Raw genomic sequence first — 14,980 nt, 5'->3', positions numbered from 1 at the left:
GGCAGGCCCTAAAGCTGCCACCCCACCAGGGTCCAGAGCATCCCGCCGATCCAGGCGAGCCCCGCGAGGACGGCGACCACGAGGGCAGCGTTCACGGCACGCTCGACAGGCCGGTTCGGGTCCGCGAGCGGCTTGGGTGCACGGTGCGTCGTCATGCGGCACAGCCTGCCGATCGCCCCGGGGCACGCACATCCGTAGGGATACTCAGACCGGGTACTCAGCCGCCCGTCGACCGGCGCCGCTACGTCCCTCGGGGAACGTCGTCGGAGCCGGGCGGCGGCCACTCCCCCAGGGCGTCCGCGATCCGGTCCCGTACGGCGGGGTCGTCGGCGAGGACCGCGAGCCGGTGGGCAAGGGGACCGATGTCCCACCCGGTCTGATGGTCGAAGAACGGCGGGGGCCCCGCCGCGTTGTGCGCGACCTTGGCGACGAGTTCCGCCAGCCGGAACAGCAGCCGCTGTTCCGTCGTGAGCCGCTCCTCCGGCAGGGGCGCGCCGCCGCGGACCAGTTCGAACACCTCACGCCCCTGACTCCACCGGCTGCGGTCCGCGGCCAGCTCCAGGGCGGCCTCGATCTCCGGTGTCCTGTCCAGCCCCTCGGCCGCGGCCCCGAGCACCCGGCCCGCCCAGGTCACCGGGTCGCGCCGGCCCTCGTACACGGTTCGGCCCCAGCTCCGGGCCGGGTCCGCGGCCGCCCGCTCGGCGAGGGGGCTCCTGGGGCGGGTCGCGTTCTTCAGCGCCTGCCTGCACAGCGCGTCCGCCCTGCGTGTCGTCTCCGGCAGGCGGTATTTCGGGGTCAGTGCCAGCGTGTGCGCCAGGGCGTTGTCGAGGCTCACCAGGTGGCCGACGGACACGAAGACCGGCTTGACGCCGTCCCGGGTGCGCAGGGCGCGGCCGACCTCCTCGGTGCCGGCCAGGAGCGGTGCGGCACTGCCCCGCCGGGGCCCGGGGTCGTCGTGGGTGAACGTGAACGGGTTCTTGGCGACACCGATGGTCGGCAGGCCCGTGAGCACGCCGAGGTGGCTGGCGAGGCCGAAGCGGCGCGGATGGGCGAGGCCGTAGCCGTCGCACACGACAAGGCCCGGCGGGCAGAGCAGGGCGTCCAGGGCGGCCCGCACGGTAGGGATCTCACGGAAGGCGAGCAGTCCGGGAACGTACGGGAACGAGATACGGCCGACGGCCGTCGTCTCCGACACGACCTCCAGGGTGGCCGCGTCCAGGACGACGGCCGCCGCGGCGACGAGGTCACGGTCGTCGTCGTAGGCGACGTCGACACCCGTGACATGGCCCGTCCCGGGCGGCGGCCCCGGCTCGTCCAGCACCACCTGCCCGCACAGTGCGTCCTGTACCGCGCGGGCCTCTTCCTCGGTCGCGGGCCAGCCCGCGGGTACGCCTACGGTCGTCATGATGGCCACGACTGTACGGCCCGCCGACCCCCGTCCCCGGCCTGGGGGTAGGGTCATGATCATGTTCGTACTGGAGCTGTCCTACACCGCCCCGCTCGACGCCGTGGACGCCGTCATTCCGGCGCATGTGGCCTGGCTCGACGAGCAGTACGAGAAGGGCTTCTTCCTCGCCTCCGGGCGCAAGAACCCCCGCGACGGAGGGGTGATCCTGGCCGTCGCCGAGGACCGCGCGCGCATCGAGGAGATCACCGCGGGCGACCCGTTCGTCGCCGCCGGGGTCTGCACGTACCGCATCACGGAGTTCATCGCCACCAAGACGGCCCCCGAGCTGGCAGGCCACCGGCAGACCCTGGGCTGAACCGGCAGGCTCAGCCCTTCTTCGCGTTCAGCGCGCGCTGCAGCTGCGCCTTGCTCATGTCCGAACGGCCCTCGATGCCCCGCTGCCTGGCCTCGTTGTACAGCTGGTCGTAGGTCGGGCCCTGGGAGCCCTTGCCCGACCGCCGGCCGCCGCGTTCGCCGGACGACATGTCCTGCGTCGAGCTGCGGCTGGCGGTCCTGGACTCGCCGGAGCGGGCACGTTCCTTGTTGACCGTCCGCGCGGCGATCTCCTCGGCACGCTTCGGGCTCTCGCCCCGCTCCCGCGCGCTCTCTTTGATGTGCTCGTACTGACGCTCCCGCTTGGGGCTGGAACCGCGCGGCATGACCGCTCCTCTCCTCGCTCCGTTACGGCAGGGAACGAGTACCCGCGGTCCGGCCTGGTACGTCAGCGTTCGAGCCGGGCCACCCGCCCCTTCTCCCCGGCTGCCCAGCAGCTGAGGTCGCGGGTGCAGGTGACGGTGTCGTAGGAGCCGGTGTCGATGGTCCGCCAGCTGCGGCCGCCGTCGGTGGTCAGGTCGGTGCCGGTCGGACCGACGGCGAGCGCGGCGCTCCGGCTGTGCGGGAGCCAGGCGGCGCCGGAGCGGTAGGCGGGCGGCGGGGTGGCGGCGGGCCGCCAGGTACGGCCGCCGTCGGAGGTGACCGCCGCGGCCTGCGGCGAGGACTGGTCGGCGCGGTAGTCGCCGCCGACCGCGAGGCCGTGGGTGCGGTCGCGGAAGGCGAGCGCGAAGACTCCCTTGGCCGGATCACCCGCCGGGACGGGTGTCTCGGTGGCCCTCCAGGTCAGTCCGCGGTCGGCGGAGTGCAGCACGCGCGCGTGCGCGGCGCCGCCGGTCGCCAGCCAGACGTCCTTCGGGCCGGAGGTGACCAGGCACTGGCCGCTCGCGGCGAAGCCGGCCTCGCCGTCCAGGGCGGCCGGCATGCCGTCGGCGGGCAGCACGCGCCAGGAGCGGCCGCCGTCACTGGTGGACAGGATGCGGAACCTGCCGTCCACGGGGTCGCTCATGGCGAGGCCGTGACGGCGGTCGAAGAAGGCGAGGCAGTCGTAGAAGGCCTTGGGGTCGGTGTTGCGGAAGGACTCCGTCCAGGTCGCTCCGCCGTCGTCCGTGCGGTAGATGCGCGAGGCCTCGCCCTCGCCGATGGCCAGGACCGTCGCGTGCCGTGCGTCGAACGCCTCGACGTCCCGGAACTCCAGGTCGGCCACGCCGGGCGGAGAGACGTTCCGCCAGCTCGACCCGCCGTCGGTGGTGCGCAATACGGTGCCTGCCGTGCCGGCCAGCCAGGCGGTGTGGCTGTCGACGGCGGACAGTCCGCGGAAGCGCACCTGCGGGGTGCCGCTGTCCTTCGCCTCCCAGTGCACGCTCTGCCGGCCTCCCTGGCCGAGCTGCCTCGCCTGCGCGGCCGGGACCGTCAGCACGGCCAGCGCCGCCCCGCACGCCACCCCAGCCGCCACCAGCCGGCCCGTCCGTCCCCTGCCCCGCGTGCTCCCCAAGCGCCTCATGGCGGGCGAAGCTAGCCCACCGGCCCGCCGCCGTCCAGAGGACCTCACGGCCGCCGGCCCGTGCATGAAGCCGGTGACCGATGTCACTCGTTCCCGGTGTGCACGCATCGGCCGTTTCTGTCGTCTCTTCCAGTACCAGGTCTCACACACCCGGAAGTACGTCCAGCCGTCACGAGGGAGCAAGGCGTTGTCCACCGTCATCGAGCAGCCCGTAGAGGCACGCCTCGTCGCCGCCGCACCGCGCATGCCGAGCATTCCCGCCACGCTGCGCTACGACCGGAGCGATCCGTTCGCCGTCCGCATGACCTTCCCGGCCCCGGCCACGCTGGAGGGCGTCGAGGTCTGCTGGACCTTCTCCCGCGAGCTGCTCGCGGCCGGGCTGCACGGCCCGGAGGGCTGCGGGGACGTCCGTGTGCGGCCGTACGGCTACGACCGCACCGTGCTGGAGTTCCACGCCCCCGAGGGCACCGCGGTCGTGCACGTGCGCTCCGGCGAGATACGGCGCTTCCTGCAGGCGACCGGCGAGCTGGTGCCCGTCGGCCTGGAGCACCTCCAGCTGGACCTCGACCACGACCTGGACGAGCTGATGCGGGACGCCTGCTGACAGGGCTGTTCGATGCGCGCTACGCGCGCGTGAGCAGCGTGTTCAGCTCGCCGTAGTCGAATCCGCCGGCCAGCGCCCCGTAGGTCCCCTCCCGCAGCAGCTCCCGCGCGGCGCGGCGGACCAGGGCGTGGGCGGCCTGGGCGAGGCCCGCGCCCGCGCTGATCCGGGCGACGCCGAGCGCGGCCAGCTCGGCGACCGTCGGCGCGCCGGGGCCCACCATCACGTTGAGCGGCCCGTCGATGCCCGCGACGAGCGCCTTGACCGTGTGCGGGTCGACGGCCCCGGGGACGAAGATCCCGTCGGCGCCCGCGGCCCGGAAGGCGGCGGCCCGTTCCAGGGTCGCGTCCACTCCCCCGGCACCGCTGAGGAAGGTGTCGATCCGCGCGTTGATGAACAGCGGCAGGCCCTGCTCGTCGGCGGCCGCACGGGCCACGGCGATCCGCTCGGCCTGCTCGGCGACCGGGCGCAGCGGCTCACCGCCCGCCTCGTGGCGGGCGTCCTCGATGTTGACGCCGACCGCGCCCGCGGTGATCACCGCCGAGACGGTGTCGGCGACACCGGCGGCGTCCTCGGCATAGCCGCCCTCGATGTCGGCGGTGACCGGGACCCGTACGGCGTCGACGATGCGGGCGACGGCCGCGAGCGCACGGCCGCGGTCGAGCCGGTCGCCGTCGGCGGCGCCGAGCGCCCAGGCGAGCCCTGCGCTGGTGGTCGCGACGGCGGCGGCTCCCGCCTCGGCGACGACGGCCGCGCTCACCGGGTCCCAGGCGTTCGGCAGGACCAGGGGACGGCCGGGCTCGTGCAGGGCGCGGAAGGCGAGGGCGGCGTCGCGGAGCGGGTGCTGAGGCGTCATGCGGCAAGTCAAACAGCGCCGACGGGGCGGGCGCTGGCAGAAATCCGACACGAACATGGGCGTCCGGGCGCCCGCAGTAAATCGCGTTGACAGCCTCATCGGCACCCTCGTACGGTGTAGAACGTTCCTGTTGCCGTTGATTGGAGAAGGACGTTGCTCGTCTGAGGTCCTGAGACACCGCGTTCACACCGGTGAGGTGTGCGTGGCGTTCGACCTCGGCGTCCGAGCCGTCCTCAGGCACAGGCCTCTCTCCGTGCCCCAAGGCCCTTCGGTTTCCGCCTCGCGGTGTCTCGACATGCGCCCGCCCAGACCGCATCCAGCCACTGCGAGGCCTCTATGTCTACCTCCCTAACCTGCACGTCCCTGTCCTTCGCCTGGCCCGACGGCACCCCCGTCTTCGACGGCCTCGACATCGCCTTCGGCCCCGGCAGGACCGGGCTCGTCGGCGTCAACGGATCAGGGAAGTCAACCCTGTTGAAGCTGCTCGCCGGTGAGCTCGGCCCGGCGGACGGCACCGTCAAGGTGACCGGCGAGGTCGGCCACCTGCCGCAGAACGTCACGCTCGACACCACGCTCCGTGTCGACGAGGCCCTCGGCATCGCGGCCCGGCGGGCCGCCCTGCACGCCATCGAGGCGGGCGACGTGTCCGAGGAGCATTTCGAGACGGTCGGCGACGACTGGGACGTGGAGGAGCGCGCCCTGGTCACCCTCGGCGAACTCGGCCTCGGCCACATCGGCCTGGACCGCACCGTCGGCGAGGTGTCGGGCGGCGAGTCGGTGCTGCTGCGCCTGGCAGCGCTGCTGCTGCGCCGCCCGGACGTCCTGCTCCTCGACGAACCCACCAACAACCTGGACCTGTACGCGCGCCGTCGGCTGTACGCGGCTGTCTCCTCCTGGCCGGGTGTACTGGTGGTCGTCAGCCACGACCGTGAGCTCCTGGACCTCGTCGACCAGATCGCGGAGCTGCGCTCCGGGGAGGTCATCTGGTACGGCGGCAACTTCTCGGCCTACGAGGAGGCCCTCGCCGTGGAGCAGGACGCGGCCGAGCGGATGGTGCGCGTGGCCGAGGCGGATCTGCGCAAACAGAAACGCGAACTCTCCGACGCCCAGGTCAAGCTGGCCCGCCGCAAGCGGTACGGGCAGAAGATGTGGGACTCCAAGCGCGAGCCGAAGATCGTCATGGGCGCACGCAAACGCGCAGCCCAGGAGTCGGCGGGCAAGCACCGCATCATGCACGAGGAGAAGCTCGCCGAGGCCAGGGAGCGACTGGACGAGGCGGCGGAGGCCGTACGGGACGACGACGAGATCCGCGTCGACCTGCCGTACACGGCCGTACCGCCCGGCCGCCAGGTGCTCACGCTGCAGAACCTGGAGATGGCCCACGGGGCGCGCGTCGAGGGGATCCTCGATCTGCGCGGCCCGGAGCGGATCGCCCTCGTCGGACGCAACGGTGCCGGCAAGACGACACTGCTGCGGACCGTCGCCGGAGAGCTGGCGGTGGTGGCCGGCGAGGCGCGGGCGCATGTCCCGCTGCGGTTCCTGCCGCAGCGCCTGGACGTGCTGGACGACGGACTGACGGTCGCCGAGAACGTGGCCCGGTTCGCGCCGGGCGCCACGAACAACCGGATCCGGGCGCGCCTGGCCCGCTTCCTGTTCCGGGGCGCACGGGCCGACCAGCGGGCCGGGACGCTCTCCGGTGGCGAGCGCTTCCGGGCCGCCCTGGCCGCGCTGATGCTCGCCGACCCCGCACCCCAGCTGCTCCTGCTGGACGAGCCGACCAACAATCTCGACATGGCGAGCGTCCGCCAGCTGACCACGGCGCTGGAGTCGTACCAGGGCGCCCTGCTCGTCGCCAGCCACGACCTGCCGTTCCTGGAGTCGATCGGCATCACCCGGTGGCTGCTCATGGAGGAAGGAGAACTGAAGGAGACCGCGCCCGACACGCTCGGGGATCCGGCCTAGCCGGACCGGCGGGGAGCCTCGCCAGGGGCACAGCCTGAACACGAGGGTTTTGTCCTGGCCGGAGCGCCCTGCATGATGGCGGACCGGCGCCGTATCTCCGGCGCCGCACCCGCACCACCGATAGGAAAGGCCCGTCGTGCCCAGCAAGAAGGCCCTCGTCCGCCGCCCCGGCCCGCGCCTCGCCGAAGGTCTGGTGACACACATCGAGCGGGAGAAGGTCGACGTCGAGCTCGCAGCCCGACAGTGGGAGGCGTACGTCGAGGCGCTCGGCACGCACGGCTGGGAGACGATCGAGGTCGACCCGGCCGACGACTGCCCGGACTCGGTGTTCGTCGAGGACACCGTCGTCATGTACAAGAACGTGGCGTTGATCACCCGGCCCGGAGCCGAATCCCGGCGCGCCGAGACCGCGGGTGTGGAGGAGGCGGTGGCCCGGCTCGGCTGCTCGGTGAACTGGATATGGGAGCCGGGCACCCTGGACGGCGGTGACGTCCTGAAGGTCGGCGACACGATCTACGTCGGCCGGGGCGGGCGCACCAACGTGGCCGGCGTGCAGCAGCTGCGGGCCGCGTTCGAGCCGCTGGGCGCGCGCGTGGTGGCCGTACCGGTGAGCAAGGTGCTGCACCTGAAGTCCGCGGTCACCGCGCTGCCTGACGGGACGGTCGTCGGGCACATCCCGATGGTGGACCGGCCGTCCCTGTTCCCCGGTTTCCTGTCGGTACCCGAGGAGTCCGGCGCGCACGTGGTGCTGCTCGGCGGCCACAAGCTGCTCATGGCGGCGAGCGCCCCGAAGACGGCCGAGCTGCTGAGCGGCCTCGGCCACGAGGTGGTCACGGTGGACATCAGCGAGTTCGAGAAGCTCGAGGGTTGTGTGACCTGTCTCTCGGTGCGGCTGCGGGAGCTGTACGCCTGACGGGTGATCCCATCTGTCCGACAGCCCTGGGACCTGCGCGTCCCGGGGCTGTTCGGCATGCCACCAAAAGCCTGGGGCGAGGGTGCTGATCAGCGATCTTTACAGCGAACTTAACCTACGGCTTCGTAACCTACGGCTTCGTAGCCTACGATCTCGTAGGTTTCCGGCACCGCTCGCCGGACGTCCCCTTTCTTTCCTCCTTTGTACGGCGTCCCCCTGGAGTTCCCGTGACGATCACCTCCCCTCACCTCGGCAGCCCGTCCGTGTGGACCGACGCGCGGCTGCTGTACGCGCTGGAGGAAGTGGTCGAGAAGGAACTGAACCGGCATCTGCAGGTGGCCAAGGACTGGATGCCGCACGAGTACGTGCCCTGGAGCGACGGCCGCAACTTCCCCGGCCTGTTCGAGGACGGCGAGGCCTGGGACAAGGAACACTCCAAGGTCACCGAGATCGGTCGCATCGCCCTCATCGTCAACCTCCTGACCGAGGACAACCTCCCCAGCTACCACCACGAGATCGCCTCGCTCTTCGGCCGCGACGGCGCCTGGGGCACCTGGGTGCACCGCTGGACGGCCGAGGAGGGCCGGCACGGCATCGTGATGCGCGACTACCTGCTCACCTCGCGCGCCGTGGACCCGGACAAGCTTGAGCAGTTCCGCATGTCCCACATGAGCGAGGGCTTCGAGTCGGACAACCGGCACTCGATGCTGCACTCGGTCGCCTACGTCGCCTTCCAGGAGCTGGCGACCCGGATCTCGCACCGCAACACCGGCCACCAGTCCGGCGACCCGGTCTGCGATCGCATGCTGGCGCGCATCGCGACCGACGAGAACCTGCACATGGTCTTCTACCGCAACCTCCTGAAGGCCGCCTTCGAACTCGCGCCCGACCTGACCATGCAGGCGGTCCGGGACGTCGTGGTCGACTTCCGCATGCCCGGCCACGGCATCCCCGGCTTCGAGCGGGCGGCCGCGCAGATGGCCATCGGCGAGGTCTACAACCTGCGCATCCACCACGACGACGTGCTTCAGCCCGTGCTGCGCTTCCTGAAGATCATGGAGATCGGCGGCCTCGGCCCGGAGGGTCGTCAGGCGCAGGAGGAACTCGGCCTGTTCATGGGCGGCCTGGACGCGGAAGCCCTGAAGTTCGACGAGAAGCTGGCGGCCCGGAAGGCGCGGATGGCGGCACGGGCCGGCGCCTGAGCGGCAGCTGACCCGGGGACCTACCGGGAGCCGACCCCGGACTTGGGGGCGAGGGCTGCTGCCGATGCCGCAGTTCTGCTGTATGCGTGGTGTGTGCGCGCCCCTTTGCGTGCCGTGCGCGCGCGTGCGGCATTCGGTTCCTACGCGCGCGCGTGCGGCATCGGTTCCATGGCCTGTCGGTGGCCGCGGCGGGGCATGCCGTTCGACGCCCGGCGCACCGGGCCCTGCGCGCTGACGAGCCCCGGGCCGGGGTGTCAGTGGGACGCGCGGCGCAGGGCGAGGCGCTCCTTCTCGGAGAGGCCGCCCCAGACGCCGAAACGTTCGTCGTTGTCGAGCGCGTAGTCGAGGCAGGCGGAGCGCATCTCGCACATGGCGCAGATGCGCTTCGCCTCACGCACCGAACTGCCGGGCTCGGGGAAGAAGAATTCCGCCCCGGTCTGCGCGCACAGGGCCTGTGCCTGCCAGGCGGCGTCGGGCGGGGTGATCGTTTCGATGTGCATGGCCACGATCGTGCCGGGCCGCGAAAAACGTTCGATCAACGCCGGGTCAACGGCACGGCCGAACCCCCGCCGTCGCCCCGATGATGCTCCGCACGGACACGCCCGCGCACGGCGGCGCGCGGGAGCGGTGCGAAAACCTGGAGAACCCCGCGAGGCACCCAGGGTGACCGGAGGCGTCGGACCGGCGCACGGCAGTGCTCCGGCAGCGATTGTCAGTGGGCGGTGCCAGACTCGGCAGTGCGCAGGACGGGCTCCCTTCCACGCACCCCTTTCCAAGGAGGGCGAAGATGCTCACCACCCGTTTCGTCAACGGCGCTCCGAACTGGATCGACGTCGGCACCCCCGACCTCGACGGCGCCCTCTCCTTCTACGGCGGCCTCTTCGGCTGGCAGTTCCGGTCGGCGGGGCCTGACGCCGGCGGCTACGGCTTCTTCCAGCTGAACGGCAAGACCCTCGCCGGCGGCATGCAGACCGGCCCGGAGCAGGGGCCGCCGGCCTGGACGGTGTACTTCCAGAGCGAGGACGCGCAGGCCACGGCCAAGGCGACCGAACAGGCCCACGGCAGCGTGCTGTTCCAGCCCATGGACGTGATGGGTCAGGGACACATGGCGGTCCTCGCCGACCAGGCGGGCGTGCCGTTCGGGATCTGGCAGCCCGGACAGACCAAGGGCGTGGACGTGGCGAACGAACCGGGCACGCTGTGCTGGGTCGAGCTGTACACGCCGGACATCGCCGCGGCCGCCGCGTTCTACCGGAAGGTCCTGGATCTGGAGACCTCTGCCGTGCCGTTCCCGGGTGGCACCTACACCTGTGTCAACGCGGGCGGTGCCGGGGAGGACGCGATGTTCGGCGGGATGGTCCCGCTGGCCGACGACCCGACCGAGGCGGAGGCCGGCGCGTACTGGCTGCCGTACTTCGAGGTCGAGGACACGGACGCCGTGGTCGAGAAGGCACAGCAGCTGGGCGGCACGGTGCGGATGCCGGCGACGAGCATGGAGGGCGTCGGCCGCATGGCCAAACTCGCCGACCCGTACGGGGTCCGCTTCGCGGTGATCAAGAGCGAGTCGCCGCAGAGCTGAGGTCGCAGGGGCCGAGCGTCGTCCAGGGCCTGTCCGACGGATCAGGCCCTAGGCGGACGCGCGTCGTATCAGGGTCGTCGGCAGGACGACGCTCGAGACGGCCGCGTCGGCCGGGTCCGCCGGGTCCGCACCGCGGGTCCGGCCGGCCTGACCGCGCAGCAGGAGGCGGGCCATCAGCCGGCCCATCTCCTCGATGTCCTGACGGACCGTGGTCAGGGGCGGGTCGGCCTCCTCGGCGACGGGCAGCACATCGTCGAAGCCGATCACGGCCACGTCGTCGGGCACGCGTCGGCCCTTCTCGCGCAGCACACGCAGGGCACCCAGCGCCGTGAGGTCGTTGGCGGCGAACACCGCGTCCACGTCGGGGCAGCGGTCGAGCAGTTCGCGCATCGCGCGTTCACCACCGCCCGGGGTGAAGTCGCTCTCCACGACGAGCCGCGGATCGGCGTCGCCCATGACGTCCCGGTAGCCGTCGAGCCGGTCCACCGCCGAGGTCTGGTCCAGCGCACCGGTGATGTGCGCGATCCGGGTCCGGCCGAGGCCCACGAGGTGGCGTACGGCCTCGCGGGCGCCGCCCCGGTTGTCGCTGTCCACGTAGACCGGCCCGGGTATGCCGTCGCTCCAGTCGGGCCGGCCGCCGAACACGGTGGGCACACCCGCGTTCCGGATCAGGCCGGGCAGCGGGTCGTCGAGGTGCAGGGAGAAGACCAGCGCGCCGTCGACGTGGCCGCCGGCGAGATAGCGGGCCACGCGCGCGTGGTCGGCGCGGCCCTCGGTCAGCAACAGCACGAGCTGGTTGTCGTGGGCCGTCAGCTCCTTGCTGATGCCCCGCAGTTGCAGCGCGAAGAAGGGGTCGGCGAAGACCCGGGCCTCGGGTTCGGCGATGACGACGGCGACGGCGTCGTGCCGCTTGGTGACCAGGCTGCGCGCGGCCTGGTTGGGCACGTACCCGAGTTCCTCGACCGCTTGGCGGACGCGTTCGACCACGGGCTCCCTGACGCCCTCGCCGCCGTTCACGACGCGCGACACGGTGGCCCGGGACACCCCGGCCCGTGCGGCCACGGCCTCCAGAGTGGGACGCGACACTCCCTCGGTCACTGCGGGACTCCTCATCGGCGGCTGGCGATCAGAATAGCCGCGGTGCGCCGGGCCGTAGCGGCGGCCTGGGAAGCGGGCGGAGGAGGGAGCCGAAGCGATGGGGTTGCCGTGCGCGAAGGTTCAGGACGTCTCCTCCCGCCGCGCCCGGCTCGGCTGGACCCGCTTGGGCTCGCCCGGCATCTTCGGGTACTCCGGCGGGTAGGGCAGGTCGCCCAGGCCGTGGTCGTGTTCGTCGCGGCGGGCCAGTTCCAGGAGGGCGTCGAGGGAGTAGGCGTGGTCGTCCATGTCGGCGTGCACGTCGCCGATCTCGGCGAAGCGGGCCGGCATGGTGGCGAGGTCGAAGTCGCGGGGGTGGGCCTCGCCGACCTCCTCCCAGCGCAGGGGCGCGGAGACCGGGGCGTGCGGGCGGGGTCGTACGGAGTAGGCGGAGGCGATGGTGCGGTCGCGGGCGGTCTGGTTGTAGTCCAGGAAGATGCGCTCGCCGCGTTCCTCCTTCCACCACTTGATGGTCACCTGTTCGGGCATCCGGCGTTCCATCTCCCGGCCGACCGCGATCGCCGCGCGCCGCACCTGGGTGAAGGTCCAGCGCGGTTCGATGGGCACGAAGACGTGCAGGCCGCGGCCGCCCGAGGTCTTGGGCCAGCCGCGCAGGCCGCCGAACTCGTCGAGGACGGCGCGCAGTTCGTGGGCGGCGCGGACCGCGTCGTCGAAATCGGTGCCGGGCTGCGGGTCGAGGTCGATGCGGAGTTCGTCGGGGTGGTCGACCTGGGTGCGGCGCACCGGCCACGGGTGAAAGGTGAGGGTGCCGTACTGGGCGGCCCACACCACGGCGGCCTCCTCGGTGGGGCACATCTCGTCGGCGCTGCGGCCGCTGGGGAAGGTGATGTGGGCGGTCGGGATCCAGTCGGGCATGCCCTTGGGCGCACGCTTCTGGTAGAACCACTCGCCGTCGACGCCGTCCGGGTAGCGCTGGAGGGTGGTGGGGCGGTCGCGCAGGGCCCGCAGGATGCCGGGGCCGACGGCGGCGTAGTACTGGGCGAGGTCCAGCTTGGTGAATCCACGCTCCGGGAAGAAGACCTTGTCCGGGCTGGACAGCCGCACGGTCCGCCCGGCCACGTCCAGTTCCACCGCTGCACCCATGCGGCCACCGTAGGCGCCCCTTGCACACCCCGCATACCGGGCGGCAGCTGATGTATGCGAGCAGAATCGGACGCATGGATCTGCCGGTGATGCCGCCCGTGAAGCCGATGCTCGCCAAGTCGGTGGCGAAGATCCCGCCGGGCATGCACTACGAGGCGAAGTGGGACGGGTTCCGGGCGATCGTGTTCCGTGACGGGGCCGAGGTCGAGCTGGGCAGCCGTACCGGGAAGCCGTTGACCAGGTACTTTCCGGAGCTGGTTGCGGCGCTGAAGGAGCGGGTGCCCGAGCGGTGCGTGCTGGACGGGGAGATCGTGATCGCCCGGGGCGGGCGGCTCGACTTCGACGCGCTGACCGAGCGGATTCATCCGGCGGACTCGCGGGTGCGGATGCTCGCCGAGAAGACCCCGGCCTCCTTCGTCGCCTTCGACCTGCTGGCGTTGGACGACCAGTCCCTGCTCGACGTGCCGCTGACCGACCGGCGAGCCCTGCTGGACCGGGCGCTGTCCGGCGCGAGCGCGCCGGTCCATCTGGCGCCCGCGACGACCGACGTGGAGGTGGCGCACCGGTGGTTCGAGCAGTACGAGGGCGCCGGCCTGGACGGGGTCGTCGCGAAACCGCTCGCTCTGCGCTATCTGCAGGACGAGCGGGCCATGTTCAAGATCAAGCACGAGCGGACGGCGGACGTCGTCGTGGCGGGCTACCGGTTCCACAAGAGCGGCCCGGTGGTGGGCTCGCTGCTGCTGGGCCTGTACGACGACCGGGGCGCACTGCAGCATGTGGGCGTGTCGGCGGCCTTCGCCATGAAGAGGCGTGCGGAGCTGGTGGAGGAGCTGGAGCCGCTGCGGATGGAGGACGTGAGCGGGCATCCGTGGGCGGCCTGGGGGGACGAGGCGGCACATGAGACGGCGCGGCTGCCGGGGGCGCCGAGCCGCTGGTCGGGCAAGAAGGACCTGTCCTGGGTGCCGCTCAGGCCGGAGCGGGTCGCCGAGGTGGCCTACGACCACATGGAGAACGGCGCCCGCTTCCGGCACACGGCCAGCTTCCGCCGCTGGCGGCCGGACCGGACGCCGGAGAGCTGCACCTACGCCCAGCTGGAGGAGCCGGTGCGGTACGACCTGGCCGAGATCCTCGGCGGCAGGGACGGCGGCTGAGCTACGGCCGCATCAGGATCTTGATCGCGCCGTCCTGCTTGTGCTGGAACATCTCGTAGGCGTGGGGCGCCTCGGCGAGCGGCAGCCGGTGGGTGGCGAAGTCGTCGACGCCGAGCGGGTCCTCGTCCGTGAGGTAGGGCATGATCCGGTCGCTCCACCGGCGGACGTTCGCCTGCCCCATCCGCAGCTGGATCTGCTTGTCGAAGAGGGTGAGCAGGGGCATCGGGTCGGCCGTGCCGCCGTACACGCCGCTGAGCGAGATGGTGCCGCCCCGCCGGACCAGGTCGATGGCCATGTGGAGGGCGGCGAGCCGGTCGACGCTGAACCGTTCCGCGAGGGGCACGCCGAGCCTGCGGGGCAGGAGCGCGGAGGCCGTCTGGGCGAGCCGGGCCGCGGCGCTGCCGTGGGCCTCGGTGCCGACGGCATCGATCACGGCGTCCGGACCCCGGCCGCCGGTCTCGTCGCGGATCACGGTGACGAGCGCCTTCTCGTCGTCGAAGGCCCTGAGGTCGTACGTCTGCACACCACGCCGGCCCGCCCGGGCCAGCCGCTCGGGCACCAGGTCGACACCGAACACCCGCTCGGCACCCCGGGCCGTGGCGATACGGCAGGCCATGTCGCCGATCGGACCGAGGCCGAGGACGGCCAGCGTGCCGCCGGGCGGGACGGACGCGTACTCGACGGCCTGCCAGGCGGTGGGCAGCACGTCGGAGAGGTAGACGAAGCGGTCGTCCGACGGGCCCTCGGGCACCTTGATCGGGCCGTACTGCGCCTGCGGGACCCGCAGGTACTCGGCCTGTGCGCCGGGCACCGCACCGTACAGGCGGGTGTAGCCGAACAGGGCGGCGCCCATGCCCTCCCCGGTGACCTGGGTGGTCTCGCACTGGGTCGGCAGCCCCGTCAGACACATCCAACAGGATCCGCAGGCGATCTGGAACGGCACCACGACCCGGTCGCCCGCCGCGAGGTCCGGCACCCCCGCGCCGACCTCCTCGACGATTCCGATCGGTTCGTGGCCGAGGACGTCACCCGGGGTCATGAACGGGGTGAGCACCTCGTACAGATGCAGATCCGAACCGCACAGCCCGCTGGACGTGATGCGGATGACGGCGTCGGTGGGCTCCTCGATCCGGGGGTCGGGCACGTCCTCAACGCGCACGTCCCGCCTGCCCTGCCAGGTGACTGCCTTCATGGGGT

The 14,980-nt window shown here is 72.1% G+C and carries 15 protein-coding genes and 1 pseudogene; 7 read left to right on the top strand and 9 right to left on the bottom strand.

Translation table 11 applies throughout. From position 1 onward, the window contains the following. Positions 1–8: 8 nt before the first annotated feature. Positions 9–155 (bottom strand): morphogenic membrane protein MmpA, encoded by a 147-nt coding sequence (mmpA, locus tag ACIRU3_RS06625; protein WP_404052291.1) that lies wholly within the window; start codon positions 153–155, stop codon positions 9–11. A gap of 566 nt (positions 156–721) precedes the next feature. Further along, positions 722–1,405, bottom strand: a pseudogene (locus ACIRU3_RS06620) (endonuclease V); the annotation flags it as partial. Positions 1,406–1,466: 61 nt separating this feature from the next. Here ACIRU3_RS06620 and ACIRU3_RS06615 point away from each other — a divergent pair. Next, on the top strand, positions 1,467–1,763 hold the full coding sequence (locus ACIRU3_RS06615) for a YciI family protein (RefSeq protein ID WP_404052288.1): 297 nt from the start codon (positions 1,467–1,469) through the stop codon (positions 1,761–1,763). 10 nt (positions 1,764–1,773) lie between these two features. Here the strand turns inward: ACIRU3_RS06615 and ACIRU3_RS06610 are convergent, their stop codons facing one another. Next, complete coding sequence (locus tag ACIRU3_RS06610; protein ID WP_404052285.1) at positions 1,774–2,106, bottom strand: plasmid stabilization protein; 333 nt, start codon at positions 2,104–2,106, stop codon at positions 1,774–1,776. Positions 2,107–2,168: 62 nt separating this feature from the next. Then, a complete protein-coding gene (locus tag ACIRU3_RS06605) occupies positions 2,169–3,281 on the bottom strand; it encodes a WD40/YVTN/BNR-like repeat-containing protein (protein WP_404052283.1) in 1,113 nt (370 codons plus the stop codon). A gap of 187 nt (positions 3,282–3,468) precedes the next feature. Here ACIRU3_RS06605 and ACIRU3_RS06600 point away from each other — a divergent pair, with 187 nt between their 5' ends. Continuing rightward, positions 3,469–3,885: an SsgA family sporulation/cell division regulator gene (locus tag ACIRU3_RS06600; protein WP_404052281.1), complete on the top strand. Its 417-nt coding sequence runs from the start codon at positions 3,469–3,471 to the stop codon at positions 3,883–3,885. A 19-nt stretch (positions 3,886–3,904) separates the two neighbouring features. On the opposite strand, the gene ACIRU3_RS06595 is transcribed toward ACIRU3_RS06600, so the two are convergent. After that, positions 3,905–4,738 (bottom strand): isocitrate lyase/phosphoenolpyruvate mutase family protein, encoded by an 834-nt coding sequence (locus tag ACIRU3_RS06595; RefSeq protein WP_404052278.1) that lies wholly within the window; start codon positions 4,736–4,738, stop codon positions 3,905–3,907. Between the two features lie 336 nt (positions 4,739–5,074). Here ACIRU3_RS06595 and ACIRU3_RS06590 point away from each other — a divergent pair, with 336 nt between their 5' ends. The 3 genes from ACIRU3_RS06590 (at position 5,075) to ACIRU3_RS06580 (ending at position 8,815) form a co-directional block, all read left to right on the top strand. Further along, entirely contained in the window at positions 5,075–6,700 is a 1,626-nt protein-coding gene (locus tag ACIRU3_RS06590) for an ABC-F family ATP-binding cassette domain-containing protein (protein ID WP_404052276.1), read from the top strand. A 136-nt stretch (positions 6,701–6,836) separates the two neighbouring features. Further along, positions 6,837–7,613, top strand: coding sequence for a dimethylargininase (ddaH, locus tag ACIRU3_RS06585; protein ID WP_404052273.1), 777 nt, complete (start codon positions 6,837–6,839; stop codon positions 7,611–7,613). A gap of 227 nt (positions 7,614–7,840) precedes the next feature. Beyond that, positions 7,841–8,815 carry an acyl-ACP desaturase gene (locus ACIRU3_RS06580; protein ID WP_404052270.1) on the top strand — a complete coding sequence of 325 codons (975 nt, stop codon included), beginning with the start codon at positions 7,841–7,843 and terminating at the stop codon, positions 8,813–8,815. Positions 8,816–9,069: 254 nt separating this feature from the next. On the opposite strand, the gene ACIRU3_RS06575 is transcribed toward ACIRU3_RS06580, so the two are convergent. Beyond that, entirely contained in the window at positions 9,070–9,315 is a 246-nt protein-coding gene (locus tag ACIRU3_RS06575; protein WP_404052268.1) for a WhiB family transcriptional regulator, read from the bottom strand. 287 nt (positions 9,316–9,602) lie between these two features. Here ACIRU3_RS06575 and ACIRU3_RS06570 point away from each other — a divergent pair, with 287 nt between their 5' ends. Continuing rightward, the gene (locus tag ACIRU3_RS06570) at positions 9,603–10,394 is read left to right on the top strand and encodes a VOC family protein (RefSeq protein ID WP_404052265.1); all 792 of its coding nucleotides are present in this window, start codon (positions 9,603–9,605) and stop codon (positions 10,392–10,394) included. A 48-nt stretch (positions 10,395–10,442) separates the two neighbouring features. Here ACIRU3_RS06570 and ACIRU3_RS06565 read toward each other — a convergent pair whose 3' ends face one another. Together ACIRU3_RS06565 and ligD are read right to left on the bottom strand one after the other, a co-directional pair. Beyond that, complete coding sequence (locus tag ACIRU3_RS06565; RefSeq protein ID WP_404052263.1) at positions 10,443–11,492, bottom strand: LacI family DNA-binding transcriptional regulator; 1,050 nt, start codon at positions 11,490–11,492, stop codon at positions 10,443–10,445. A 120-nt stretch (positions 11,493–11,612) separates the two neighbouring features. After that, entirely contained in the window at positions 11,613–12,632 is a 1,020-nt protein-coding gene (gene ligD, locus ACIRU3_RS06560) for a non-homologous end-joining DNA ligase (protein WP_404052260.1), read from the bottom strand. A gap of 74 nt (positions 12,633–12,706) precedes the next feature. Between ligD and ACIRU3_RS06555 the strand changes: the two genes are divergently transcribed. Then, the gene (locus ACIRU3_RS06555) at positions 12,707–13,783 is read left to right on the top strand and encodes an ATP-dependent DNA ligase (protein ID WP_404052257.1); all 1,077 of its coding nucleotides are present in this window, start codon (positions 12,707–12,709) and stop codon (positions 13,781–13,783) included. A 1-nt stretch (position 13,784) separates the two neighbouring features. Here the strand turns inward: ACIRU3_RS06555 and ACIRU3_RS06550 are convergent, their stop codons facing one another. Next, positions 13,785–14,975, bottom strand: coding sequence for a zinc-dependent alcohol dehydrogenase (locus ACIRU3_RS06550; RefSeq protein WP_404052254.1), 1,191 nt, complete (start codon positions 14,973–14,975; stop codon positions 13,785–13,787). Between the last annotated feature and the right edge of the window lie 5 nt (positions 14,976–14,980).

Origin of the sequence: Streptomyces sp. NPDC101151 (assembly GCF_044768335.1) — a bacterium.
Taxonomy (GTDB): domain Bacteria; phylum Actinomycetota; class Actinomycetes; order Streptomycetales; family Streptomycetaceae; genus Streptomyces.
The sequence above is the reverse complement of the archived record's forward strand: the minus strand, read 5'-3'. Positions and strand labels throughout refer to the sequence as shown.